The sequence below is a fragment of the Neorickettsia sp. 179522 genome (assembly GCF_001593535.1).
In the GTDB taxonomy this organism is placed as follows: Bacteria; Pseudomonadota; Alphaproteobacteria; order Rickettsiales; family Anaplasmataceae; genus Neorickettsia; species Neorickettsia findlayensis.
On the sequence record NZ_LNGI01000001.1, the window covers coordinates 528,235 to 551,641 of the forward strand.

A 23,407-nucleotide genomic window follows, 5' to 3' on the forward strand; every position below is an offset into this window, starting at 1 on the left:
CACAAACAACGCCTGGCTTCATAGACAGGCTGTTACTACGGGCTCTCGACTTGGCTGGCGCGATTACGCGCGGCGCAATGAATCTTGCAAGGGAAATCTTAAGTGGAAATATTGTGAGCAGAATATTTCGAAGAGGTGCTGAACCCGAGCATCGCATGCCAGATATTGTTAAGGAGACACGAGGACCTGCAACACATAGAACAGCTAGGATGGCTAGATCCCTCTCCGAAGGTGACCTCAGTAGACAGGGTGATAAAGAGATAACGCTGGATGACTTGTTAAAACCAATTCCAGTTCAGGAGAGAGCATCTGGTAGAGGTACACAAGAGCAAGCAGCTGGAAAAGGTGACAGACCTCTCCCTCCTCCACCACCTCCGGTAAGGACTACATCACTTCAACAAGAGCAAGCAGCTGGAAAAGGTGACATACCCATCCCTCCTCCACCACCATTACCTGAGCCCACTGCTAAAACAACACCTAAGGTGGCTGTACACCGTCCAGTAGCGCCAGGCCCTAAGCAACCATCACCTGCTGAGCAGATGATGGGCGAACTGCAAGCACGACTTCAGGCAGGAGGTGGGCTGAGACCATCAGCGCCACGTGCGCCTTCACCTAAGGCGGTTGCAAGACAGACACCTCTTACTCCGCGAGAACAAGTGCTGCAGGAGCTTACTCAAGTAGTCCAACAGAGAAGTTCTAGGTCGCCAAGTCCGACTCGAGACGGTTCTAGCGCTCCTTCACCGAAGCCACACACACCACCGAAACCGGAAGAGCCCTTGTATGCTACAGTGACTCGCAGAACTCCTTCACCGAAGCCACACACACCACCAGCACCGGAAGAGACCGTGTATGCTACACTGGTTCACAAAACTCCTTCACCAGAGCAACGCACACCACCAGCACCGGAAGAGACTGTGTATGCTACAGTGGCTCACAAAACTCCTTCACCGAAGCCACACACACCACCAAAACCGGAAGAGCCCTTGTATGCTACAGTGACTCGCAGAACTCCTTCACCAGAGCAACGCACACCACCGAGCGCTGACTCGCCAGCATCTCCATCCGGGACACAACCTCGGGCACCTGCTTCACCAAGCCCTAGAAATATCCCAGTAGCACAAATAGCTGCAGCGGCCTCGGGTTTGGAAGGCGTCCAATCACAGGGAGCAGTGCCAGAAGGCTCAGTCAAAGCACCTGGAGCTGGAGGCGCAGATGTGAAACCAGAATCACCCCAAAGGTGATTCTGGATGCATTGGAGGCGAAACATTTGGCCTCCAATAGCTTCGGCGCACATATAAACAATGTACATTCACAGATTATTTGATAAAACAAGGCTCATATTTAAACAGCATGCAAACTAGCAGAGAGCCTGGTACACCGAAATGGATTTGCATTCGCAGACCCAATAAGCTGCCAAAATATCCAACACAGCCAAAGTGGATTCGCGTTGAAATACCATGTAAACCGGAAAAATATCCAACACACTAAAAATTATTTCTGTACTAGTATGAACAATAACGTTTAAAATAAGGGTACGATTATTCCCTCAGAATTATAAAACGCACTTTCATAAACACAGTGAAGATACAGGTACTTCCAATAGAAATAATAAATAAGATCGCCGCGGGTGAAATCCTTGAGAAGCCTGCCAATGCTGTTAAGGAACTCGTTGAAAATGCCATAGATGCGGGCTCGACAAGTATCAAAATCGAGCTGGAAGAGGTAGGCAGAAATCTCATTCGTGTCACCGATAATGGTGTGGGAATCCCAAAAGAGGACCTACCTCTAGCAATAGAGAAGCATGCAACATCAAAACTGAACACAAAGGATCTTTACGATATTAATTACCTAGGTTTTCGAGGAGAAGCCTTACATTCAATCGCGGTCACTTCCGAGATGAAGATTGCCTCCTGTTTCAATGGAGAAGGGTACGTCATCGATGCTCAGACAAAAGAAATAAAACCTCATCATATAAAATGCGGTACGGTGGTTGAAGTAAGGAAACTTTTTCACAATATACCGAATAAACTGCGTTTCTTGAGAAGTGAAAAGACAGAACTCTCGTCCATAACTGAGCTCTTAAATAGGCTAGCCCTAGTAAACCCTAGTATTACGTTTGAACTCATATCAAACGGTAGGCAGGTACTGGATTACCAAGCTACAACCCCACTAAAACGGATGGAACAGCTAAAAGTCTTGGGCAAGGAATTTGTCGAGAACATGATCCATATTAAGCACACAAACGATGGCATCTCCGGTGAACTATTTTTAGGGTTACCTACTCTCACTCAAAAGAAGAATAACAGTCTTATTTATGTGAACGGTAGGCCAGTAAAAGACAGCCTAATTTCGTCTGTAATGAGGCATGCATATAACGACTACATCCCAAAAAATACATACCCAATTATTGTTGTTTTCATTAGGATTCAGAACAACGATGTAGATGTCAATATCCATCCCAATAAATCTGAAGTAAAATTCCGCGACCCTCAGGTAATTAGAAAATTTCTCCTTTCAGTAACCAGTAAGAACCTGACACAATGTAGCCATAGTACCTCCACAACCGTTGCAAACCGTGCATTTGAGCGATTTAATCAACTAGTCGAAAAGCAAAGCAATTTTCATAACGAAACTGGATCAAAAATAACAAGAAATCATTCGCTTTACCCACCTGAAGAGAGAAAAGTGACTGTGCAGCCAGAAGAATGTGCAAAACAATTTGAGCATAAAAAAAATCTGGATTTTGATCATACGCAAAACAACCAAGAGCCATTTCACTTTTCAACGGACTCATTGGAGGAATCACTTTCCCCGATAAATCACAAAAAAACTCCTGATGGGTATCCGAACAAACTTCCATTAGGGCAGCAGCAAAGCTCCTCAAGCTTCTTACATGACAGTCAAGACGCTTTGTTCTTGCAGCAACAAGTAAGGAAGACAAACCATTGCGAGCAGCTGCAAGATGAGAAGAACTTTGAAACTTTCGGAAAGTTTAAGTGCCAGGTACACGGGACTTTTATAATCACAGAAACGGAAAACGAAATGATTATAATAGATCAGCATGCAGCACACGAACGTATACTGTATGAACAGATGAAGAATAGCATTACTTCACCTGGACAAAACTTACTAATAGCAGAGTTCATACCACTTAGCGAAAGAGTCGTCGAGATACTGTCCCTCAACGGAGAAAAGCTCAAGGAAATCGGTGTAGTAGTGGAGCGCGTCAGTCATTGTGCCGTCATGGTAAATTCGCTACCTGAAGTATTTAAAAACACACCCACAAACGAACTAATAGAAGACGTCGCTTCCCTGCTAGAAGAAGACATTGAGCCAAGGACGCTTCTTGAAAGAATATACGCAAATATAGCATGCAAAAGAGCTATAAAGGCAAACCATAATCTCACAAGAGAAGAAATAGAAGAGCTATTAAGACTGATGGAGAATATTCCACATACAGGCCAGTGTAATCATGGACGCCCTACTCATATTCGTCTTCCGAGGAAAGAGATTGAAAAACTATTTCTCCGTTCTTGAAGTACGCAAAAAAAAACTTGTCAGCAAATCATCCGCTATAGTGACACAAGAATAAAAGAATCCGAAATTGCACTCAACCACAATTGATACATGTGCTTTAAGACTCTCAAAAAGAAAGAACGGCTTCCACTAAGCTGTATCATAACGTTTCTTAGAATGGATTTATTTGTCGTATGACTTAAACAGATGCATACGTAGCATCTATCCTGGAAACAATCCGTAGGCGAGATACTTTTTCTATGATCCTGAATTAATGGCACAGTCAACAGCTGTTTTACTCTTCTCTCTAAGGAGACCTAATTTAAAGAAGAGTTTTTCGTCCCTCTCTGGGTCAGAGTTGGCAGATGTAAGAAGCTTTTCGCCATAGAAAACGGAATTGGCACCTGCAATAAAACACAAAGCTTGTAATTCATCTGACATGCTTTCCCTACCTGCAGAGAGCCTCACATAAGATTTAGGAAACATAATCCTGGCAAGCGCAACAATCCTTACGAAATCTAAAGGATCAACGGCATTCTTTCCCTCTAGCGGGGTCCCTGGAATTGGGATGAGCTTGTTTATGGGTATGGATTCAGGCGGAAAACTCAGGTGGGAAAGCTCAACAAGCATCTTGATGCGGTCTTCATTGCTCTCACCCATCCCTAAAATACCTCCGGAGCAAATCTTCAAACCAGCTTTCGCGACATTCTTTAAGGTTTCTATTCTGTCGCCGAAGCTTCTAGTAGTTATTATTTTAGAATAGTATTCTTCTGAAGTATCAATATTGTGGTTGTAAAAATCCAAACCAGCTGCTTTAAGAGAAACAGCTTGCTCAAGAGAAAGAAGACCTAGCGAAGCACAGGTTTCTAGTCCGAGCTTCTTGATTGCGGAAATCATTTTACAGACCATGTCCAAATCTTTTCCGCGTGGACCACGCCAGGCAGCGCCAATGCAGAATCTCGTAGCACCGAGCTCAACGGCTCTCTCCGCTGCTTCAAGTACTTTTTCAACTTTCATTACAGGCTCCTTTTCCAGTCCTGTGTTATAGTGTGCAGACTGCGGGCAGTAAGAACAATTCTCTGGACACCCACCAGTCTTAACACTAAGCAACATAGAAAGCTGCACCTGATTATGCGGGAAATTTTCTCTATGCACACGCTGAGCAGAATAAAGAAGGTCTAAAAAAGGAAGGTGGAATAACTCCTCAGCTTCGGAGAATTGCCAAACTTTCGTCATAATATCCGCAGAACCCGGCGCCATTGTACCACCCCCGTTAGAAGAAATGAATCCTCGTTATGTTTAAGTGTGTACAAGCAACTAGTTCAATATTTCTAGACATTGATTTCTATCACGTAAATCAGTTTCTATCCAAAAGAATCCTCGTTATGTTTAAGGGTGTACAAGCAACTAGTTCAATATTTCTAGACATTGATTTCTATCACGTAAATCAGTTTCTATCCAAAAGTATAGTTTGAACTATTCAGAACACCCCACTAAACTCGCCCAGAAGCAAAGGGCCTTGATCCTAATTCTTAAAGATCACACTATTATTTTTATCTAGATCAATTTCCGATTACTTAGACTGTTGCCATCAGAAACTGAACCTAATAGCTCCCAATCGTTCCACATAGCACCAACAACACTCACCACTGCTAATCGAAACGCACCTTTTAACCGTCTCTTTGCCAAGGAAGTGAATTTGTAAATTGTGAATAGTATATTATCACCTCAGGTGACAGAGAGCATTTTTAAAATTCACCTCCTACAATACGAACAGTCGCGTGCTGCCACAGTAGACTCATTTTACGAAAATGTATCATGTGGTCACAAAACGATCATAAGTAAAAGTGACATTTGTGAAGAAACGACTGTAGAATTACCCAAATCAATTGAAAATCTCTAATTCTTTATGGGAGAGGTTTCAGACAATATGTTATCTTGCTACGAAGATTTTCTTGCACAAAGAAGGACAAAGAATCTTTATCGCAAGCTTGAGACGTGCACGAATGAAAGAGGTTACATTAATTTCTCATCAAACGATTACCTTGGCTTGAGTAAATCTAGGGAAGCATTAGAAGCTGCCTACTTGTATGGTTTCGAGGGTGGGATCGGAGCAACTGGATCAAGGCTCCTCTCAGGAAACAACGCAATTTTTAAAGAACTTGAACAACAAATCGCAAAGGACAAAAATACCGAAGCTGCTTTGGTAATGGGTTCAGGTTTTCAAACGAATGTAACGGTGCTTTCCAGTCTTCTAGATAAATCTGTTCTTGGTCAAAGAGCAATTGTTTTCTTCGACAGGTTGAATCACTCCAGCCTGTACCACGCAATACTTCTTGCTGGTGCAGAAATGGTCCGTTATACCCACTGCAATATGGACGATCTTTCCCGATTAATGGAAAGATACTCTACGGACAAACGCCCAAAATTCATAGTGACGGAGACATTATTCGGAATGGATGGCGATGTGCAAGATATAGGACGCATAGTTACTTTAACACATCAACACAAGGCGGTGCTGTACCTAGACGAAGCCCATGCTACGGGTATCCTTGGAAAAAATGGATACGGTCTCTCAACTAACTTTGACCTTTCAGGGATCACACATGTCGTCATGGGAACATTTAGCAAAGCAATTGGGGTCTTCGGAAGCTATATTGCATCTTCTACATTGATAAAAAACTACCTAATCAACAAATGCCCTGGTTTTATATATTCAACCGCACTTCCACCCATATTGCTCGGCGCAATAATGAAAGCATGGGAAACAGTAGCACTCTTAGATAAAGAAAGAAAAATACTCTTAGAAATGGCAGACAAAGTAAGAGAGTTTCTCAACCAGGAAGGATACAATACCGGAAATTCAACCAATCACATAATTCCAATTATACTTAGAGAGGAAGAAAAGGTACTCGAAGTAAAGAAAAAACTTCTCGAAAAAGGAATAATTGTCTCTGCTGTGCGTCCACCAACTGTACCTGTGAACACGTCGAGAATTCGGGTAGCACTATGTACATTCCACACTAATGATGACATTACTCGCCTTATTCAAGGCATAAAAAGCACTAAAAACCTACTCAAGGACACTACATGAGTAAGAAAGTAATACTCTTATGTCACGGTTGGGGTTTCGATCAAAAATTTTGGTCACCGATGATACAGCTCTTTGCAAAAGATGAGATCAAACTACTTGATTTAGGATACTTCGGAACTGAGATCATTGACCAAGTGATAGAAACAGATACAAATTACGTTGGAATAGGCCATTCGCTTGGCATGGCAAAGCTCATCCTGCTTTTTGGAAACAGACTCAACCGCATCATAGGCATCAACGGTTTTGTAAACTTCCTAGGAAGAAATCCCAAGTTACGAAATAAGAGAACATATGAACTCACAAAGATGCTTCAAGCTTTCAAACACGACCCACATGGTACGTTGCAAAATTTTCACATAAGGGCCCTTAAAGATGCTAAAGACACTCAAAAGCAACTTCCAAGCGGCAGAATGGATATACAAAAACTTCTTACCGACTTAGAGAATTTGACGTCGCCTATCTCAGTACCAGAGATACCAACACTCATTCTAGGTAGCATCTCGGACCGCATAGTGCCGGTGGAAATTCTATATGACAACTTTTCCAATCACGAAATAATACTTTTTGAAAGAGGCGGACACAATTTAATAGGCTCACTACCCTCTTCAACCTATGGCTTGATAGAGAGATTTCTGCAAATTTAACATAGGTTTCACTTTTAAAACTGCACCGTCGTATCGCTGATTTCTACGACAGTTGCTTACAGTTTTACAATATCCAAGTAAAGTAGAAAGCTAGATCACATTTTTTACGTGTCTAGAGATAACTAAAAACGTGACCACGAAACTATCCCAAACATTACTGAGTATTTCGAAAAAAATTCACCATACGCATGTTTTAAAACTTTCCTCACGTGATATCCGTTGAACCCAGCTGGCGAATAATTAGAACCAAGTTGTCTCATATACCTTATAAACTCCTTAGGTGAGGCAAACTGCATATCGAAATTGCACACTTCCCAAGTAAATAATGTCGGGGAAGTATCCATTATCGCCAACTCTACTTCTTCGGATGAAAGATAGTGTAATCCTGGCGACGGTAAAGAAAGCTCGTGAAAGAGTCTACTCCACTCATATAGGGAAGGCTGAACAAGTATCGAAAATGCAAATGCTTTGCTCAGTCTACACGCACTCTTCAAGACTGTTACGGGGTCTGAACTCCAGTGTATTGCCATACTGGAAGCAATGAGATCAAATACGGAAAATTTGATTTTCAACATATCACCCAAGATTGTAGATACATTTTCTCCGACCGTTTCTCTCGCACGATTAAGCATGGCATACGATATATCATTCATTGTGTAACTAGCATCAGGAAACTCCGAGAGTAATAATTTTGTCAAGCAACCAGTCCCAGCACCGATATCCAGCACAGATGCCGGTACGAAATGCGGGAGCCTCTCTCGTAGCATTGCAACCAACTTGTAACAACACTCCTTTTGTATTTTTGCCACGAGGTCGTAAGAACAACTTGCTCTACTAAAGTTTGCTGCTACTGTATCGTTCTGTATATCTGGCATCTACAATCAGTAAGTGGCATATGCAATCATATCACTTGATCTGTTTTCTATGTACTTGGAAAAGCACTACACAGAGCAGCAACCGTAAACACTGTGCATAGATCCCTTCATCTTCATATACCAATTACAGGATGTACAGTTGGGTAATAAAGTTCCAATGCAGAGAAATACAACTCACTCGTCACAATTGTCAGTGAATTAGCATCGCGCGAAAAAACATCATTACACGTCTCCACACATTGGCATCTTAAACACAAAATCGCTTACGGAAGCCCAACATCTATAAATTCAAAAAGCAACAACTAATATCGCTCGCTTGTGAGTACATAATATGGATCTATGAAGCCTCACGTGTTTCCGCATCAACAATTACGGCATGAGAAGAAAGCAGATATAATGTTAGGATGTCCGAAACAGCTTTAGCGAATCACAAGCGAGGACATCTTGAAGTACTAACACCGTGGGATTTATATAAACAAACGATTCTCTGTATTAGCTGAATGAAACATGGCCGTCTTTGTCACTGGAACAGATACAAATGTTGGCAAGACAATAATAAGCAGTTGGATATGTTTGCACCTGGGCTGGGATTATTTTAAGCCGATACAAACCGGAGGTAGCAGCGACAACGGATTTATTTTCAGTATTACGGGCGTGCCAACCTATGATTCGATTTTTTCCTTCCCTGAGCCAATTGCACCACATGTCGCGGCTAAGATAAACGGAAGACCAATTGATATCTCTAAGATTCAGCTACCTAAACACAGGAAGAACCTTGGCGAAAAAATACACTCCACTCCAACCATAGAGCACGAGCAAAGTAAATTCACCGGCGCAGCTACCCAAGTAAAGGACTGGGAAAAGGAAAATAACAACATTGTCATCGAGGGTGCTGGAGGAGTCCTTGTGCCATTACAGGAAAACGGAATTAAAATGGTGGATCTAATTCAACGCCTAAAAGTACCGGTAATAATTGTATCGCGCGCTACTTTAGGCACAATTAATCACACTTTACTCACTCTTGAAGCACTGCGTGCTAGAGAAATAAAAGTGCTCGGCGTAGTAATAAACTCAACGTGCGAGGACTTTCTGGAATACAGTTCGAAAGCAATAGCAGAATACGGTTCGACCAAGATCTTAGCCACTTTCCCGCACTTAAAAGAAGTAACCAGAGATAGCATCCTCAGCATAAAGATGCATGATTCGATGAAGGCACTGCTGAAATCACACTAAAACGCAAAAATTTTTCGCTGCTTTAGTAGACTCTTAAAGCGAGATATTTTTGCATGCATCATACAAAATTCGAGCCACATAAGTTATTACTTCGAACGGACAAATTTTCACTTCTTTAAAATATTAAGCTACCTTGTGTTTCAACAGTGACAATAGTAGAATCCGTACGGAACCGCCTGCACAGCCATATTTGAGATATGCATCAACACAATAAAACAGCCAACTTAGCTGGAAGGGATAAGAGCATCATTTGGCATCCACTTACACAAGAAAAAACTTCTTCTCCATCAATAGCAATAATTAAAGGAGAGGGTGAGTACCTATATGACGAGCAGAACAAAAAATATTTGGACCTCATATCGAGTTGGTGGGTAAACCTACATGGCCACGCTAATCCAGTTATCGCACGTGCAATATATGAACAGGCTCTAAAACTTGAACAAGTAATTTTTGCAGGTTTTACGCACGATCAAGCTGTCCAACTATGCGAAAACCTTAAAGTAGAATTACCTGAGAACCTTACGAGATTTTTTTTCTCCGATAACGGATCTACATCGGTTGAGGTGGCGCTAAAAATCGCATTGCAGTTCTGGAAGAACTCAGGTGAAAAGAAACGGGATATTTTTATTTCATTTGATAAGGGCTACCATGGGGACACCGTCGGTGCGATGAGCTTGGGAGCATCATCTGGCTTTTTCGATCAATATAAGAAAATTCTATTCGAAGTAGCTCACGTACCTTTCCCTGCAACCTGGGAAAACGATCCAGATGTAGAGATAAAGGAAAAGGCTTCATTAAACGCAGTCCGAAACCTTCTAGAAAAAAATTTAAACCGAGTAGCGGGTTTCATAGCTGAACCACTAGTACAGGGTGCTGGAGGTATGCGGATGTGCCGACATAATTATCTCGAGCAGTGTGTAGAGTTGTTCAGAGAATATGGGGTACTCATCATATTTGATGAAGTCATGACTGGCTTTTATCGTACAGGCAAAATGTTCGCTCTGGATTATATTCCCACCAAACCAGATATTTTATGTCTCTCAAAGGGCCTAACAGGTGGCTTTTTGCCACTTTCGCTCACAATTACAAGTGAGAGAGTATACAACGCATTCTTATCTGATGACTTTAGCGGCGCACTAATTCATAGCCACTCTTATACTGCAAATCCATTAGGCTGCGCAGCTGGTATTGCCTCCCTAGAATTACTAAAAAGTACAAGCACGCTCGACAAAATTGCTCGCATTGAACAACTACATAAGAATTTCATTTGTGATCTGAAACTTGCGTTACCAGAAGTGATTAAAGCAGAAAGGGTTTGTGGAACTATTGTAGCATTCAATCTATTTTCAGAAGAGTGCAACTACAGTCACGTGATCGCAGGGAAATTAAAAGAAATATTCATAAAAGAAGGACTACTGATAAGACCACTCGGAAATACGATTTACTTAATGCCGCCTTACTGCATCTCTGAGAAAGTCCTTAAAGAAGCATATTGGAAAATCATAGAGCTAATTAGCTCTGTTACAGCCTCTTTTGCATAGTTGCATCTTTTATGTAGTTGCGCTGGTAACACTGCAAGAACTCACTTTTTTCACATTCAGTGGATTTGTCTATTGCGATTTCCATTTATACGTCACACGGTTGTCTTCCTAACATAGCTACCGAATCGGCATCCATGGATACTTGGACTTCCCTATAAAGAAAATTTTGCGTACTATTAAGTCTTACTTGGGTGGTTAGCTCAATTGGTTAGAGCACTTGCTTGACGTGTAAGAGGTTGTTGGTTCGAGTCCAGTACTACCCAGTCGTATTTATTTGTGAGGCATTCATACGTTCAACAGAAGATAAAGTGTAGGGCTTCGTATTCTGGTTTGTTACAACAAAGCAACGTGCCTTTTATGTGAGGAGTGGTTTTGTTTGAAATCGTTAACAAGGCTTTTGAAGATATCGATAAGATAACAATCCTCTTACAGTTGGGCGGAAATGTGATAGAGCAGAGTCAAATCAAAAATCAGATCTTATCATTGGAGAAAAAGATCGATGAAATATGTCGTTTGGATCTTCCGGAGAAGCTCAAGCTTGATCTAATAGCAGCGTTAAAAAAGTTGCTAAGAAAAATACATTTATCTTAAATAATGAAAAATAACCACTTATGTTGAGTGTGGGTTTCTGTTCTTGTACAGGAAAAAGATACGATAAAGGTAAATTTTGCAATATTATAAATTAGTAAAATAAGAATATTGTTTCGTCAATCTTACTTTCACTCAACTTATCTGCGAGTATTACCATTATCAGTACGTTTGCGATATTAAAAATCTTCTATTCGTGTTGTATAATAGGCCAACTCTTTAGGATCGACGTTGTTTTATGCAGAAGCTTGTTTTAGTACTCATTTTTCTGTTGCCAGTTTTCGCTTTTGGCGAACAACTTGGACAACCCCATGAATGGCAACTTGGATTCCAGCAGTCAGCTAGCCCTGTGATGGATTATATCAACGACTTCCATAATCTGATGCTGATAATCATGGTTTGCATTGCCGCTACGGTTAATGCTCTTCTTCTATATACTGTCATCCGGTTTAATAAGAAGAGAAATCCATCTCCCTCTAAGACATCACACAACACTTTGCTGGAAATTGTGTGGACGGTGATACCGGTGCTTATCGTGTTAGGTATCTCTGTTCCTTCCCTGAAGGTGCTAAAGTACGAGGAACATATTCCAGATGCAGAAATGACGGTCAAAGTTGTTGGACATCAATGGTATTGGACATACAATTATCCGGATCACAATGAAATCACTTTTGACAGCAATTTGAAGTACGATTTGGACGAGGGCGAGCCTCGATTGCTGGCTGTGGATAACAACCTAGTCTTACCTATTGATACAACAGTAAGGATTCAAATCACTTCTGACGATGTAATACACAGTTGGGCAGTACCCTCACTTGGAATAAAAAAGGACGCGGTCCCTGGAAGACTAAATGAAACCTGGGTTCGCATTGACAAGGAAGGTACTTATTACGGACAGTGCTCTGAGCTTTGCGGTATACTCCATGGTTTTATGCCTATAGCTGTGACTGCTGTAAGCAAAGAAGCATTTAAGGAATGGGTTACTCAAGCGAAAGATAGTTTTTAGTTTTGGAGATTAGTTAAGGTTAATTATTATAATTGTTATGGATAAACACTCAGAGGTCCCTCGCGGCATAAGGCGCTGGCTTTTTTCGACAAATCACAAAGACATAGGTACGTTATACATTATTCTTTCTATAGTTGGGGGAATTGTAGGTGGGCTCTTCTCGTTGATGCTACGTGCACAACTTGCACACCTAGATGTCTTTATGGGTAACTATCAACTCTATAACGTCTCTATCACTGCTCATGCAGCGATTATGGTGTTCTTCATGCTTATGCCAGCACTTATAGCTGGATTTGGAAACTGGTTCGTTCCACTCATGATCGGAGCACCAGATATGTGTTTTCCTAGGTTGAACAACATCAGTTTTTGGGTACTCTTTTTCTCCTTAGTGATTATCGTCATGTCTGCACTTATTGGCGAAGGACCGGGTACAGGTTGGACGTTTTATCCACCACTTTCAGGAATTCATTTTCACCCTGATGTATCCATTGATTTGGCGGTTTTCGGTTTGCATTTAGCTGGTGTTTCATCAATTCTCGGGGCTATCAACTTTATTGCAACCATACTAAACATGCGTGCACCGGGCATGACATTGTTCAAGATGCCGCTTTTTGTGTGGTCCATTTTCGTCACATCTGTACTAGTGCTCATAGTGATGCCAGTTCTAGCTGGTTGTCTCATGATGTTGCTCACCGACCGTAACTTAGGTACAGCTTTTTTCGAAGTCGCAGGTGGAGGTGACCCACTTCTTTTCCAACATTTGTTTTGGTTTTTTGGCCATCCAGAAGTTTATATTATCGTCCTTCCTGCCTTTGGTATTGTTAGTGAAGTTGTATCCACCTTTTCGCAAAAGCCGGTTTTTGGTTACAAAGGTATGGTCGCCGCAATGGCAGTCATTGGCATAATTGGTTGTTTTGTATGGGCTCACCACATGTTTGTTGCAGGTATTAATTTTAACGCACTAGCCTACTTCACCATTGCAACAATGCTAGTTGGTGTTCCAACCGGCATAAAAGTCTTTAGTTGGATAGCAACAATGTGGGGTGGCTCAATAGATCTTAAAGCACCTATGCTTTTCGCTATAGGATTTATGTTCTTGTTTGTTATTGGCGGCGTTACGGGTATTGCACTTTCGAACTCCGCGTTAGATAAGGCTCTGCATGACACATATTATGTTGTTGGACATTTTCACTATGTGATGTCAATTGCAGCACTGTTCGTCGTATATAGCGCTTTTTATTATTGGATTGGTAAAATGTCAGGAAGGCAATACAATGAGTGCTTTGCTAAAATCCATTTTTGGATTACGCTCATTAGCGTAAATGTGATATTTATACCACAACACTTTTTGGGTCTGGCAGGTATGCCAAGAAGAATACCTGATTATCCGGATGCCTTTATTCCATGGAACTATATTTCTTCTTTTGGCGCGGTGCTTGGATTTGGATCAGCATTGTTTTTCGTGTTTATAGTTTTCCATACACTGTACAAAGGGAAAAAATGTGAGGCCAATCCTTGGGGTGGCAAGACTCTTGAATGGACTTTATCATCCCCTCCTCCGTTTCACTCATTTAAGAAGCAACCTGTAATAGAATAGCGTTGGCAAGGTGTTCCGGATTGTATCTAAGATTGATTGGCTGACTGTGAGGGCGTATTTCGCCCTCCTGAAGCCTCGTGTTGTCAGTTTGGTCACTTTTACAGCAGTGGCTGGTGCTATGCTTGCGTATTTTTCCGGATATCATGCACCTTTTTTTTCGGTATTCACTGCTATTTTTTGCACTGCTGTAGGTTCTGGCGCAGCCGGCGCATTGAATATGTATTATGATCGTGATATAGACGCGATCATGAGCCGGACAAGTAGAAGACCTATCCCCCAAGGGAAGATTTCACCAGGAGCTGCGTTAATCTTCGGACTAGTGCTCTTTGCGTTGTCTGTGCTACTAATGGAATTAGCAGTGAATCACTTATCTGCCGTTCTCTTATCCATAGCAGTGTTTTACTACTCTGTTATTTACACGGTCTACTTAAAGAGACGTACACCTCAGAATATCGTCGTAGGGGGTGGAGCTGGAGCATTTCCGCCGATGATCGGATGGGCAGCTGTAACGAATCATATCGGCGTAGAGAGCTTAGTTCTTTTTTTAATAATATTTCTCTGGACGCCCCCGCATTTTTGGGCATTAGCATTAAAGAACTCAAGTGAATATGAGGCCGCTGGAATACCTATGTTGCCAGTTACCTCTGGAGTCAAGGCAACAAAAATGCAAATATTGTGTTACTCTATCCTTTTATTTATAACCTCGATTCTGCCGTACCTTCTAAGATTCTCTGGTTTGGCCTATGTGATCGTGACCCTCATACTTGGATTTGTCTTTTTGTATTATGCAGTTAATGTTTATCTAGACGAGAAGGAGTGTATGAAGTTATTCTATTACTCCGTGTTATACTTGTTCCTGCTTTTTGGAACATTGATTCTTGATGCTGCTTTGTCCACGGCATTGGGTGTGGTTATTTAATTTTCTGTAGACAGATGGTAGATAAGAAAAGAAGAGATTTCATAGTTACAACTACGGTTGCTTTTGGTGCTGGTGGCGCTATTGCTGCTACCTGGCCCTTACTTAAGTCGTTTGGTCCCTCTGCCGATGTGCTTGCGACAGCAACAAGAGAAGTGGATATAAGCAATGTGGAGCCTGGTCAGAGTATGAAGGTTCTATGGCAAGGGAAACCAGTCTACATAAGAAACAGGACAGAAGAAGAAATAAAAATAGCGCAAAACGCCGATCTTACTTCTCTTAAAGATCCTGAACGCGATGCTGTACGTGTAAAACCGAACAAGGAAAATTGGCTTGTGGTAGTTGGCGTGTGTACACACCTTGGGTGTGTACCTCTTAGTAATGCCAATGGAACCTTCTTCTGTCCTTGCCACGGATCGCACTATGATACTTCTGGTAGGGTTGTTTCCGGCCCAGCACCGACCAATCTTATTGTGCCGGATTATTATTTCATCAACGATACAACAGTGATAATAGGAGCAAAAGGAAAAAATGTCTGATACTGAAAGTACTCTAAAGGAGAATTCTGGTGTTATAGGCTGGATAGAACATAGGTTACCCATCTTCTCATTCTTGAAGGGGTTTCTTGTTGATTACAGAGCACCAAAGAACCTAAGTATTTTTTGGAATTTCGGTATATTAGCTGCATTATCATTGGGAATCCAGCTTCTTACCGGAATATTTCTAGCTATGCATTATGATCCGAATGCTGCCAATGCGTTCGCAAGTGTGGAACATATAACCAGAGATGTTAATTTTGGATGGCTACTTAGATACTCACACCAAGTTGGAGCATCAATGTTTTTCGCCGTGGTATACATTCATATCTTCCGGGGATTGTACTATGGTTCATATAAAAACCCACGAGAGCTGCTCTGGATAATTGGTGTCGTAATATACTTGTGCATGATGGCTACTGGCTTTCTTGGATACGTTCTCCCATGGGGTCAGATGAGTTTCTGGGGAGCAACCGTGATAACTAATTTCTTCTCAGCGATCCCTGTCTTTGGAGAATCAATAGTGCAGTGGATTTGGGGTGGGTTTGCTGTGGGAAATCCTACCTTGAATAAATTTTTTGCCTTACATTATCTTTTTCCGTTCATTATAGTTGCACTAGCGTGCCTGCACATGGTTGCCTTACATAGGTTTGGTTCGAACAATCCATCTGGAATAGAAGTAGCATCTATAAAGGAGACCGTCCCTTTTCATCCGTATTATACTGCTAAGGACTTTGTGACAATTGTACTGTTTTTCCTTGTATTTTCGGGATTTGTATTTTTTGCACCTGATTATCTAGGACATCCGGATAATTTTATTGAAGCAGATCCACTGGTTACTCCAAGTCATATAGTCCCAGAATGGTATTTTCTACCCTTCTATGCAATTTTACGCGCAATTCCAAGTAAACTCGGAGGAGTATTAGCACTGCTTTCTTCAGTTCTAATACTAATAGCAGTACCATGGCTGGATACTTCAAAAGTTAAAAGTGGTAGGTACCGTCCACTTTTCAAAAAATTCTTTTTTGTCTTCGTGGTGAACTTTCTATTTTTGATTTGGTTAGGCGGTAAAGAAGCTGTTGAGCCCTACATAAGTATGAGTAGAGTGGCAACACTGTACTACTTCGGTTATTTTATGGTTGTGCTACCTATATTAGGGAAGCTTGAAAAAACACTACCGTTGCCACAGAGTATTGAGGATAGCATCAGGGAGAGCAACAAAAATTAGGTCCGTTAAATATGAAAAAATATTTTTTTATTGCTCTTTTGCTTTGTCAAGTTTCTGCACTTGCAAGCGAAGGAAGTTTTAAACCAGCAGAGCCAATCAAGATGCCTTGGTCGTTTGAAGGACCGCTTGGTACATTCGATAAGCAGAGTATAAGGCGCGGTCTGAAAGTGTATCAACAGGTCTGTGCGGCTTGCCACTCACTTAATAGAATATCGTTCCGCCACCTTCTGGGTGCTGGTTTTACGGTGGAAGAGGCTAAGTCAATAGCGTCGGAGTATCAGGTGAAGGATGGTCCTAACGATGATGGTGAGTATTATGAACGCCCGGGTGTGCTCTCGGACTATTTTGTTCCTCCTTATGCAAACAGAAAGGCAGCAGAGGCAGCAAATAATGGTGCATATCCACCGGATTTATCGCTAATTGCACGTGGTAGAATGGGTGGAGCAAATTACCTATATTCTCTTTTGATTGGATTCACAGATGAGGAAGCACCTGAAGGACTATACAGTAACCCATACTTTTCCACTGGTAAAATTGCTATGGCACCACCTCTGTCTCAGGATATTGTGTCCTATGAGGACGGCACACCAGCTACAGTAGAGCAAATGGCTTTTGACATGGTAAATTTCCTCCACTGGGCATCCGAATACGAGATGGAATACCGCAAGAGACTCGGATTGAAGGTGATGGGATTTCTTTCGATATTGCTGGTGCTCTCGTGGGTTTCAAACAAACGCATTTGGAGAGATATTAAGCAGGCAAATAATGATGGCACATCCTGAATGGATTTCTCATATTATAATAACCGGGTTGTTATCGCTTTTGTTGTATTAATCCAATGCGTTCGTTGCGCGTAAAGTGTTTCCTTCTGTTGTTTCTTTTTCTGGCTTCTGCCTTCGTTGTCTGGGGTAATTTTTCTTCTGGGCCAAATAAAAAAATTAATCTTGGATTGGATTTGCGCGGAGGTGTAAGTATTACGATGTCTATAAATCGTACCGAATACATTCACGAGAAACTGCGCAGGCTTGTTTCTGAAATCTTAGAATTCGCAAAAGAAAAAGGCATTAAAATCAAAAAAATTGGGATTGATGAGTCAAAGCAAATAATTTCGATCTCGCTTGAACAGTCGGAAGAAAACAATATCGCGGTTATAAGGGATTTTTTTAAAACTTCTGACGAAATAGTGTTTGATAGCATCGATCAGAAACGTGCATATATGCAACTTTCGTACTCTGAGCGCTACCTCAACGAAATAAATAAGAAATTGCTTGAAGATTCCATAAATAACCTTAGGAGAAGAGTAGATGAGTTCGGTGTAAGAGAGACATTGATTTATTCACTCGGTGGAGACCACATTGCAATAGAAGTCCCAGGTCTGAACGATCCAGAAGAACTAATAACACTACTTGGTAGAACAGCGAAACTGAGTTTCCATATGGTCGTCAATGACACTTCGACTATCCTGGGTAAATTTTTTCTGAAGGATAAATTCGGTAGGAGTTTGCCACTTGAAAGAACATCCTCTCTTACTGGTGATCTCCTGGACGATGCTACCGTTGCGTTTAGTCAAAGGGGTGTACCAGTAGTGCGGTTCAAATTCAATGCTTATGGCACAAAAAAACTAGACCAGCTATCAAGGGCTAACGTAGGAAGAGCAATGGCAATAGTACTGGATGACGTTGTCCTGACTGCACCTATAATTCGCGATCCGATCATCAATGGCCGTGGTGAAATATCTGGCAATTTCAACGTTAAGGAAGCCAAAGAACTTGCACTACTGCTCAAGTCTGGTTCTTTACCTGCAGAACTTACGGTAATCGAACAGAGGGCTATTGGACCTTCACTGGGCGCGGAGGCAATACTTTTAGGAAAAAGGGCTAGCGTACTTGCGATATTGTTAGTAGTAGCATTCATGTTATTCGCATATAGATGGTATGGTGTGGCTGCAACTATAGCACTAATAGTAAATCTGACACTACTGGTGGCAAGCTTGACATTACTCGAAGCGACACTCACTCTTCCAGGAATCGCTGGATTGATACTTACAATAGGTATGGCAGTCGATGCAAATGTACTTATTTTTGAGCGGATACGCGAGGAATTCAAAAGGACGGGTGTCCTAAGAAATTCATTCATGAATGGCTTCGAACATGCAAAAGCAACAATTTTTGACGCAAACATTACCACAATGCTTGCTGCACTTATGATGATTTTCGTTGGTTCTGGTCCCATCAGAAGTTTCGCTGTTACACTTTCCCTTGGAATCATCACTTCAGTTTTTTCATCAATTTTTGTGACGAAAGTATTATTGGAAGCGTTTATGGTATTCAAAAAACCATCTAAGTCGAGCTGTGTCGGTTCTCCCTAGATTGTGAGTAGAATTTCCTATAAGAAGGTTAAGACACCGAGCCATCTTTTTATAATCGTGAGCGAAGTTTGGACGCTCTCTTTGGTCGTGTGTGTGCACTTTCTTAATAGGAGACGTCTAAGCACATGACCATGTGTACCAAATAGAAATAAACAGTACCGCACAATATACGTAAAAGAGCCAAGGTAGTGTCTAATTCCCAACAACCTAAAAAATAAAGTCACACTTTATTTTTTGTGCATTGTAAAACCCATATAGTTCATTAAAATATCACTGCTTGAACTCCAGGAGTCGGATAAAATACAATAAGTTAGACCACTGACACCCTAAAAAGTCACACTTTATTTTTTGCGCATTGCAAAACCCATATAGTTCATTGAAACATCACTGCTTGAACTCCAGGAGTCGGATAAAATACAATAAGTTAGACCACTGATACCCCTTATTTCTAAGCCAGAACATTCAAAAAATGTGTTCAATTTAGAAGGACGTAAAAATTTTTTCCAGGAATGAGTATGCTTTGGAACAAGCCCAAGGATATATTCTGCTGTAAGGATACCAAGTAAAAACGATTTCACGGTTTTATTTAAAGTAGAAAAAAAGACTTTCCCTCCTGGAAGCAAGATTTCTGCACAAAGACGTATGAACTCCTCGAGATTATCAATGTGCTCCACCACTTCCATGATACATATGACATCAAACTTACTGTCATTTTGTTGCACATAATCTTCTAACGACGTGGCAAAATATTTTACTTCACCTCTACCATGGTTGGCAGCAACATTTATGCTCTTGCTACATGGGTCTATTGCTGTCACAATTCCCCCTAGACTTGCCAAATCTTCAGAAAGAATTCCACCCCCGCAACCTATATCGAGTATTCTCTTACCTACTATATCTTCATGGCCTAGTATGTATCGCACTCGCACTTTATTCATTTTGTGAAGCATCTCAAAACTGCCATCAGCAGTGTGCCACTCATCGGCAAGAGCAGCAAACTTTTCTATTTCTTTTTTGTTTACAGTCGTCATTTGTTCACAGAATTTCTCTTCCTTCTTCAATTGGCATCATAACGCATGCAGTGTATTCAAAGAAGTGACAAAACATTCTACTTAAATACGTTATGAAGGAAAAGCAATAACTTGCAATGCCTCCCTTTCAAGTTTTACAAAATGTAAGTTTCCTTTATACTTTAAACTGGGGTCCCGTAGCTCAGTAGGATAGAGCAACAGATTCCTAATCTGTGTGTCGTGTGTTCGAATCGCACCGGGATCATTAGTTTTAGACAGAATTTTGGTTTAAGAGAGGATTTTGTCATGCTCATTTGAAGGAGCTGTACTGTTCATCATTCTTAACTTTCCTGCATATAGTCTTACGCGCGTATTGACAAGAGGAATCTTGGCAACTTGCTCGCTTTGCTCAGTTCCTTTGTTTCGCCTGGACTTTCACTATCAATTTCTAGTTAGTTGTTACGAAAACTACTTTCCTCTAATAATGCATTGGAGATCTACCCCGCAATATGCTAGTAAGAAAGCCATGCTAACATAATTAATACTCAAAAATTGTCACACCATAGGTAAATCCAGCACCCATAGCCGCAAAAAGTATTTTAGTGCCCTTTTTTATCGGTGCTTGAGAATTCATATAAGCTAGTGTGATTGGTATTGATGCGGCAGAAGTGTTTGCGTAACGATCCACAGTGACAACAACTTTAGAGCGATCTATTCCTATTTTCTCACCTATAAGTTCTATAATTCTTAAATTAGCCTGGTGCATTACAAAATAGTCTAGGTCCTCAACCCTAATACCACTTGTTTTGAGCGCCTCACCTATGGCAGAAGTTAATCTTTTGACAGCCGCCTCAAATACACTTCGACCATTCATTTTAAGCGTTCCACCCACTTCTGCGAAAAGTGCTCCTCCAATAGAAGAATCACAAGCCATTTGCTCGTACAATATCCCACCAGAATCACCAGCTGAGACCAATACGGCACCTGCACCATCACCAAAGAGAACACAAGTATTTCGATCATTCCAATCAATGATTGTGGACATGGCTTCTGCTCCAACTAAAAGTACTTTAGAAGCCTTCTCGGACGCGATCATCGCATCAACAATTGAGAGAGCATATAGAAATCCAGTACATGCAGCATTGATATCAAAAGACACGATATGTCTCTCTATGCCTAATCTTGCCTGTAACATATTTGCAACTGCAGGCAACCTTTTATTAGCAGTACAAGTCGCGACAATTATCGCATCAATATCTTTTGGGGAAAAATGCATCGCCTTTTCAAAACAGTCCAAAGATGCTCTAAAGGCAAGTTCACATACATCTTCTTCATTGACTACATACCTGGTTCTGATCCCAGTACGCTTAAGGATCCACTCATCAGATGTATCAACCAACTCCTCAAGGTCAGAATTAGTAAGCACTCTTTTTGGTAAATAGCAACCAAAACTCAAGAAATTAGTTTTTTTCATTACAATCCTGTGTAAAAACCTATGAACACATGTCAAATGCCACTCATCCCTTATCGTCTAGAGTCGAATAAAACTACAATAGGATGCAAAAAAGCATATGTCTAACGCAATAAAACAACATATCGCAGGCACAAAAAACCGTATTCGTGTAGATATAGCGAGTCCTTTTCTTGCAATCTCTTTGACAGAACGAGATTTACAGTCCTCTTTACAACCTCTTTCTGGAAAATACACTTACCTATTGCAAGATCAGACAAACATTGCAGAAGTTTTTCCCACACGAATTAAATAAAAACCTCATAAAAAACACACTACCAATAGGATAAATGATCTAAATACAGACGTATGCAACATACATTTCACACTCGTTTATTACAAGATCCCAATGCAAGCTCTTGGAGTGACACCAAGGATAAATAGTACTTTCTAATCAATCGTGCAAATACTATCAATAATTCTGGAATTAAGATTATTTGTTACGAGTTTCACAGCAGCTCCTATTGCGTTAGCGAAAGCAATACTATCAGAACTCCCATGGGCTTTTACTGCCACTCCATTCACACCTATTAACATCGCCCCATTTCTAAGCTCAGGATTAAACCTAGATATTGATTTCTTCAAGCTTTTTGCTAGAATCAGCCCCATCAATCTAGAGAGCAAAGAAGTCCTAGTCGTACCGACAATACTATCCCTCAGCAGATGAAAGATGCTCTCAGCTGTCTTGAGCATAACATTCCCAGTGAAGCCATCACTGACAACAACATCTACATTACCTCCAAGTACATCAGAGGGCTCAGCATAACCTATAAAACTGAAGTCCTCATCACTCCTTTCATTCAGTAAATGAAAAGCCTCTTTCACAGCATCGGTACCTTTGTTTTCTTCAACGCCAACATTCAAGAGTGCCACTTTGGGATTTTTTACACCCAGCGCTGCCCTTGCAAAAGCAGAACCCATAAAGGCAAATTGATATAAAACATCTGAGCTGCAATCCAGGTTCGCACCAAGATCCAAAACAACCACTTCGCCCTTTTTTGTTGGAAGGGTTGTAACAATAGCCGGCCTATATATATTTTCCAGCATCCCTAACAGTATCTTTGATATCCCCATAAACGCACCTGTGTTTCCGGCAGACACAACACACTGAGACGCTTTTTCTCTTACATCTTGAACAGCTTTATACATGCTTGAGCCTTTCTTTCTCACTGCAGAAGAAGGCTTATCATCAGACATCACAACATCATCAGCATGGATAATTTCACAATTCTCCAGTAAATGAGCGTTAGCCTTAGACGACAAACAGCGCTCAATAGACGCAGAGTTGCCAAAGAGCCTAAAGAAAACCGAAGAGGGATTTTGCCGAAGATATACAGAAGCACCAAGAAGAATCTCGTCAGGTGCCCTATCCCCGCCCATAGTATCAAGGGCAACTACAACCTTGCGCCCTACCTGATCCATCACATAAACCGGTACTGCCACAGCAAGAGCCCCTCAATTGAGAGAATCAACTAGAAACTGTCTTCCCTTTTGGAGAAAGAACCCGTCTACCATTATAAAAACCATCCAACGACACATGGTGCGGCCGCTGAAACTCTCCTGTAGTTTTATTAATAACAATATTCTCAGGTCGAAGGGCATCATGAGAACGTCTCTTACCACGTCTTGCTGGAGTGGTCTTTCTCTTTGGAACGGGCATAACAGAGCTAAAAAGTCTTCACGTAGAGGGAATTATATTACGAGGTGCACCCTAAAACAAGACTTTCGTCTTTAAGTGAGGTACG

At 41.3% G+C, this 23,407-nt stretch carries 20 protein-coding genes and 2 tRNA genes; 16 read left to right on the forward strand and 6 right to left on the reverse strand.

All coding sequences use genetic code 11. The annotated features are described in order from the left end of the window. The first annotated feature begins 50 nt into the window (after positions 1 to 50). Both AS219_RS04080 and mutL read left to right on the forward strand, forming a co-directional pair. Entirely contained in the window at positions 51 to 1,241 is a 1,191-nt protein-coding gene (locus AS219_RS04080; RefSeq protein WP_231861841.1) for a hypothetical protein, read from the forward strand. A gap of 337 nt (positions 1,242 to 1,578) precedes the next feature. Next, entirely contained in the window at positions 1,579 to 3,537 is a 1,959-nt protein-coding gene (gene mutL, locus AS219_RS02465) for a DNA mismatch repair endonuclease MutL (RefSeq protein WP_067979649.1), read from the forward strand. Between the two features lie 237 nt (positions 3,538 to 3,774). On the opposite strand, the gene bioB is transcribed toward mutL, so the two are convergent. After that, positions 3,775 to 4,755: a biotin synthase BioB gene (gene bioB, locus AS219_RS02470; protein ID WP_369814147.1), complete on the reverse strand. Its 981-nt coding sequence runs from the start codon at positions 4,753 to 4,755 to the stop codon at positions 3,775 to 3,777. Between the two features lie 670 nt (positions 4,756 to 5,425). Here bioB and AS219_RS02475 point away from each other — a divergent pair. Continuing rightward, on the forward strand, positions 5,426 to 6,610 hold the full coding sequence (locus AS219_RS02475) for an aminotransferase class I/II-fold pyridoxal phosphate-dependent enzyme (RefSeq protein ID WP_067979651.1): 1,185 nt from the start codon (positions 5,426 to 5,428) through the stop codon (positions 6,608 to 6,610). After that, a complete protein-coding gene (locus tag AS219_RS02480) occupies positions 6,607 to 7,254 on the forward strand; it encodes an alpha/beta fold hydrolase (RefSeq protein ID WP_067979654.1) in 648 nt (215 codons plus the stop codon). Before AS219_RS02475 ends, AS219_RS02480 begins: the two co-directional genes overlap by 4 nt. Before the next feature lie 122 nt (positions 7,255 to 7,376). Here AS219_RS02480 and bioC read toward each other — a convergent pair whose 3' ends face one another. Continuing rightward, complete coding sequence (gene bioC / locus AS219_RS02485; RefSeq protein WP_067979658.1) at positions 7,377 to 8,129, reverse strand: malonyl-ACP O-methyltransferase BioC; 753 nt, start codon at positions 8,127 to 8,129, stop codon at positions 7,377 to 7,379. A gap of 507 nt (positions 8,130 to 8,636) precedes the next feature. Between bioC and bioD the strand changes: the two genes are divergently transcribed. The 11 genes from bioD (at position 8,637) to secD (ending at position 19,142) form a co-directional block, all read left to right on the forward strand. After that, a complete protein-coding gene (gene bioD, locus AS219_RS02490) occupies positions 8,637 to 9,362 on the forward strand; it encodes a dethiobiotin synthase (RefSeq protein WP_067979668.1) in 726 nt (241 codons plus the stop codon). 197 nt (positions 9,363 to 9,559) lie between these two features. Next, complete coding sequence (bioA, locus tag AS219_RS02495) at positions 9,560 to 10,903, forward strand: adenosylmethionine--8-amino-7-oxononanoate transaminase (RefSeq protein ID WP_067979676.1); 1,344 nt, start codon at positions 9,560 to 9,562, stop codon at positions 10,901 to 10,903. Positions 10,904 to 11,092: 189 nt separating this feature from the next. Continuing rightward, a tRNA-Val gene (locus AS219_RS02500) sits at positions 11,093 to 11,166 on the forward strand. Positions 11,167 to 11,275: 109 nt separating this feature from the next. Next, positions 11,276 to 11,494: a hypothetical protein gene (locus tag AS219_RS02505; protein ID WP_067980511.1), complete on the forward strand. Its 219-nt coding sequence runs from the start codon at positions 11,276 to 11,278 to the stop codon at positions 11,492 to 11,494. Positions 11,495 to 11,729: 235 nt separating this feature from the next. Then, positions 11,730 to 12,497: a cytochrome c oxidase subunit II gene (coxB, locus tag AS219_RS02510; RefSeq protein ID WP_067979678.1), complete on the forward strand. Its 768-nt coding sequence runs from the start codon at positions 11,730 to 11,732 to the stop codon at positions 12,495 to 12,497. Between the two features lie 37 nt (positions 12,498 to 12,534). After that, entirely contained in the window at positions 12,535 to 14,094 is a 1,560-nt protein-coding gene (ctaD, locus tag AS219_RS02515; protein WP_067979685.1) for a cytochrome c oxidase subunit I, read from the forward strand. 10 nt (positions 14,095 to 14,104) lie between these two features. Then, positions 14,105 to 15,013: a heme o synthase gene (locus AS219_RS02520; protein WP_067979686.1), complete on the forward strand. Its 909-nt coding sequence runs from the start codon at positions 14,105 to 14,107 to the stop codon at positions 15,011 to 15,013. A gap of 14 nt (positions 15,014 to 15,027) precedes the next feature. Next, entirely contained in the window at positions 15,028 to 15,549 is a 522-nt protein-coding gene (gene petA, locus AS219_RS02525; RefSeq protein ID WP_067979689.1) for a ubiquinol-cytochrome c reductase iron-sulfur subunit, read from the forward strand. Beyond that, positions 15,542 to 16,774: a cytochrome b gene (locus tag AS219_RS02530; protein WP_067979692.1), complete on the forward strand. Its 1,233-nt coding sequence runs from the start codon at positions 15,542 to 15,544 to the stop codon at positions 16,772 to 16,774. Before petA ends, AS219_RS02530 begins: the two co-directional genes overlap by 8 nt. An 11-nt stretch (positions 16,775 to 16,785) precedes the next feature. Next, positions 16,786 to 17,556 carry a cytochrome c1 gene (locus AS219_RS02535; protein ID WP_067979695.1) on the forward strand — a complete coding sequence of 257 codons (771 nt, stop codon included), beginning with the start codon at positions 16,786 to 16,788 and terminating at the stop codon, positions 17,554 to 17,556. Between the two features lie 56 nt (positions 17,557 to 17,612). Beyond that, positions 17,613 to 19,142: a protein translocase subunit SecD gene (gene secD / locus AS219_RS02540; RefSeq protein WP_067979697.1), complete on the forward strand. Its 1,530-nt coding sequence runs from the start codon at positions 17,613 to 17,615 to the stop codon at positions 19,140 to 19,142. Between the two features lie 341 nt (positions 19,143 to 19,483). On the opposite strand, the gene ubiG is transcribed toward secD, so the two are convergent. Beyond that, positions 19,484 to 20,203: a bifunctional 2-polyprenyl-6-hydroxyphenol methylase/3-demethylubiquinol 3-O-methyltransferase UbiG gene (gene ubiG / locus AS219_RS02545; protein ID WP_231861842.1), complete on the reverse strand. Its 720-nt coding sequence runs from the start codon at positions 20,201 to 20,203 to the stop codon at positions 19,484 to 19,486. A gap of 140 nt (positions 20,204 to 20,343) precedes the next feature. Here ubiG and AS219_RS02550 point away from each other — a divergent pair. After that, a tRNA-Arg gene (locus AS219_RS02550) sits at positions 20,344 to 20,417 on the forward strand. Between the two features lie 273 nt (positions 20,418 to 20,690). Here AS219_RS02550 and AS219_RS02555 read toward each other — a convergent pair. The 3 genes from AS219_RS02555 to rpmF all read right to left on the reverse strand — a co-directional run bounded on the left by AS219_RS02555 (position 20,691) and on the right by rpmF (position 23,322). After that, the gene (locus AS219_RS02555) at positions 20,691 to 21,626 is read right to left on the reverse strand and encodes a beta-ketoacyl-ACP synthase III (protein WP_067979700.1); all 936 of its coding nucleotides are present in this window, start codon (positions 21,624 to 21,626) and stop codon (positions 20,691 to 20,693) included. 426 nt (positions 21,627 to 22,052) lie between these two features. Then, the gene (plsX, locus tag AS219_RS02565) at positions 22,053 to 23,084 is read right to left on the reverse strand and encodes a phosphate acyltransferase PlsX (protein WP_067979706.1); all 1,032 of its coding nucleotides are present in this window, start codon (positions 23,082 to 23,084) and stop codon (positions 22,053 to 22,055) included. Between the two features lie 46 nt (positions 23,085 to 23,130). After that, positions 23,131 to 23,322, reverse strand: a complete 192-nt coding sequence (gene rpmF / locus AS219_RS02570; protein ID WP_067979708.1) for a 50S ribosomal protein L32 — start codon at positions 23,320 to 23,322, stop codon at positions 23,131 to 23,133. Between the last annotated feature and the right edge of the window lie 85 nt (positions 23,323 to 23,407).

Coding starts and splice junctions, on each gene's coding strand:
- AS219_RS02475 (WP_067979651.1), top strand. CDS start 5,426: ATGGGAGAGGTTTCAGACAATATGTTATCTTGCTACGAAGATTTTCTT.
- AS219_RS02480 (WP_067979654.1), top strand. CDS start 6,607: ATGAGTAAGAAAGTAATACTCTTATGTCACGGTTGGGGTTTCGATCAA.
- bioC (WP_067979658.1), bottom strand. CDS start 8,129: ATGCCAGATATACAGAACGATACAGTAGCAGCAAACTTTAGTAGAGCA.
- bioD (WP_067979668.1), top strand. CDS start 8,637: ATGGCCGTCTTTGTCACTGGAACAGATACAAATGTTGGCAAGACAATA.
- bioA (WP_067979676.1), top strand. CDS start 9,560: ATGCATCAACACAATAAAACAGCCAACTTAGCTGGAAGGGATAAGAGC.
- coxB (WP_067979678.1), top strand. CDS start 11,730: ATGCAGAAGCTTGTTTTAGTACTCATTTTTCTGTTGCCAGTTTTCGCT.
- ctaD (WP_067979685.1), top strand. CDS start 12,535: ATGGATAAACACTCAGAGGTCCCTCGCGGCATAAGGCGCTGGCTTTTT.
- petA (WP_067979689.1), top strand. CDS start 15,028: ATGGTAGATAAGAAAAGAAGAGATTTCATAGTTACAACTACGGTTGCT.
- AS219_RS02530 (WP_067979692.1), top strand. CDS start 15,542: ATGTCTGATACTGAAAGTACTCTAAAGGAGAATTCTGGTGTTATAGGC.
- AS219_RS02535 (WP_067979695.1), top strand. CDS start 16,786: ATGAAAAAATATTTTTTTATTGCTCTTTTGCTTTGTCAAGTTTCTGCA.
- secD (WP_067979697.1), top strand. CDS start 17,613: ATGCGTTCGTTGCGCGTAAAGTGTTTCCTTCTGTTGTTTCTTTTTCTG.
- AS219_RS02555 (WP_067979700.1), bottom strand. CDS start 21,626: ATGAAAAAAACTAATTTCTTGAGTTTTGGTTGCTATTTACCAAAAAGA.
- plsX (WP_067979706.1), bottom strand. CDS start 23,084: ATGGATCAGGTAGGGCGCAAGGTTGTAGTTGCCCTTGATACTATGGGC.
- rpmF (WP_067979708.1), bottom strand. CDS start 23,322: ATGCCCGTTCCAAAGAGAAAGACCACTCCAGCAAGACGTGGTAAGAGA.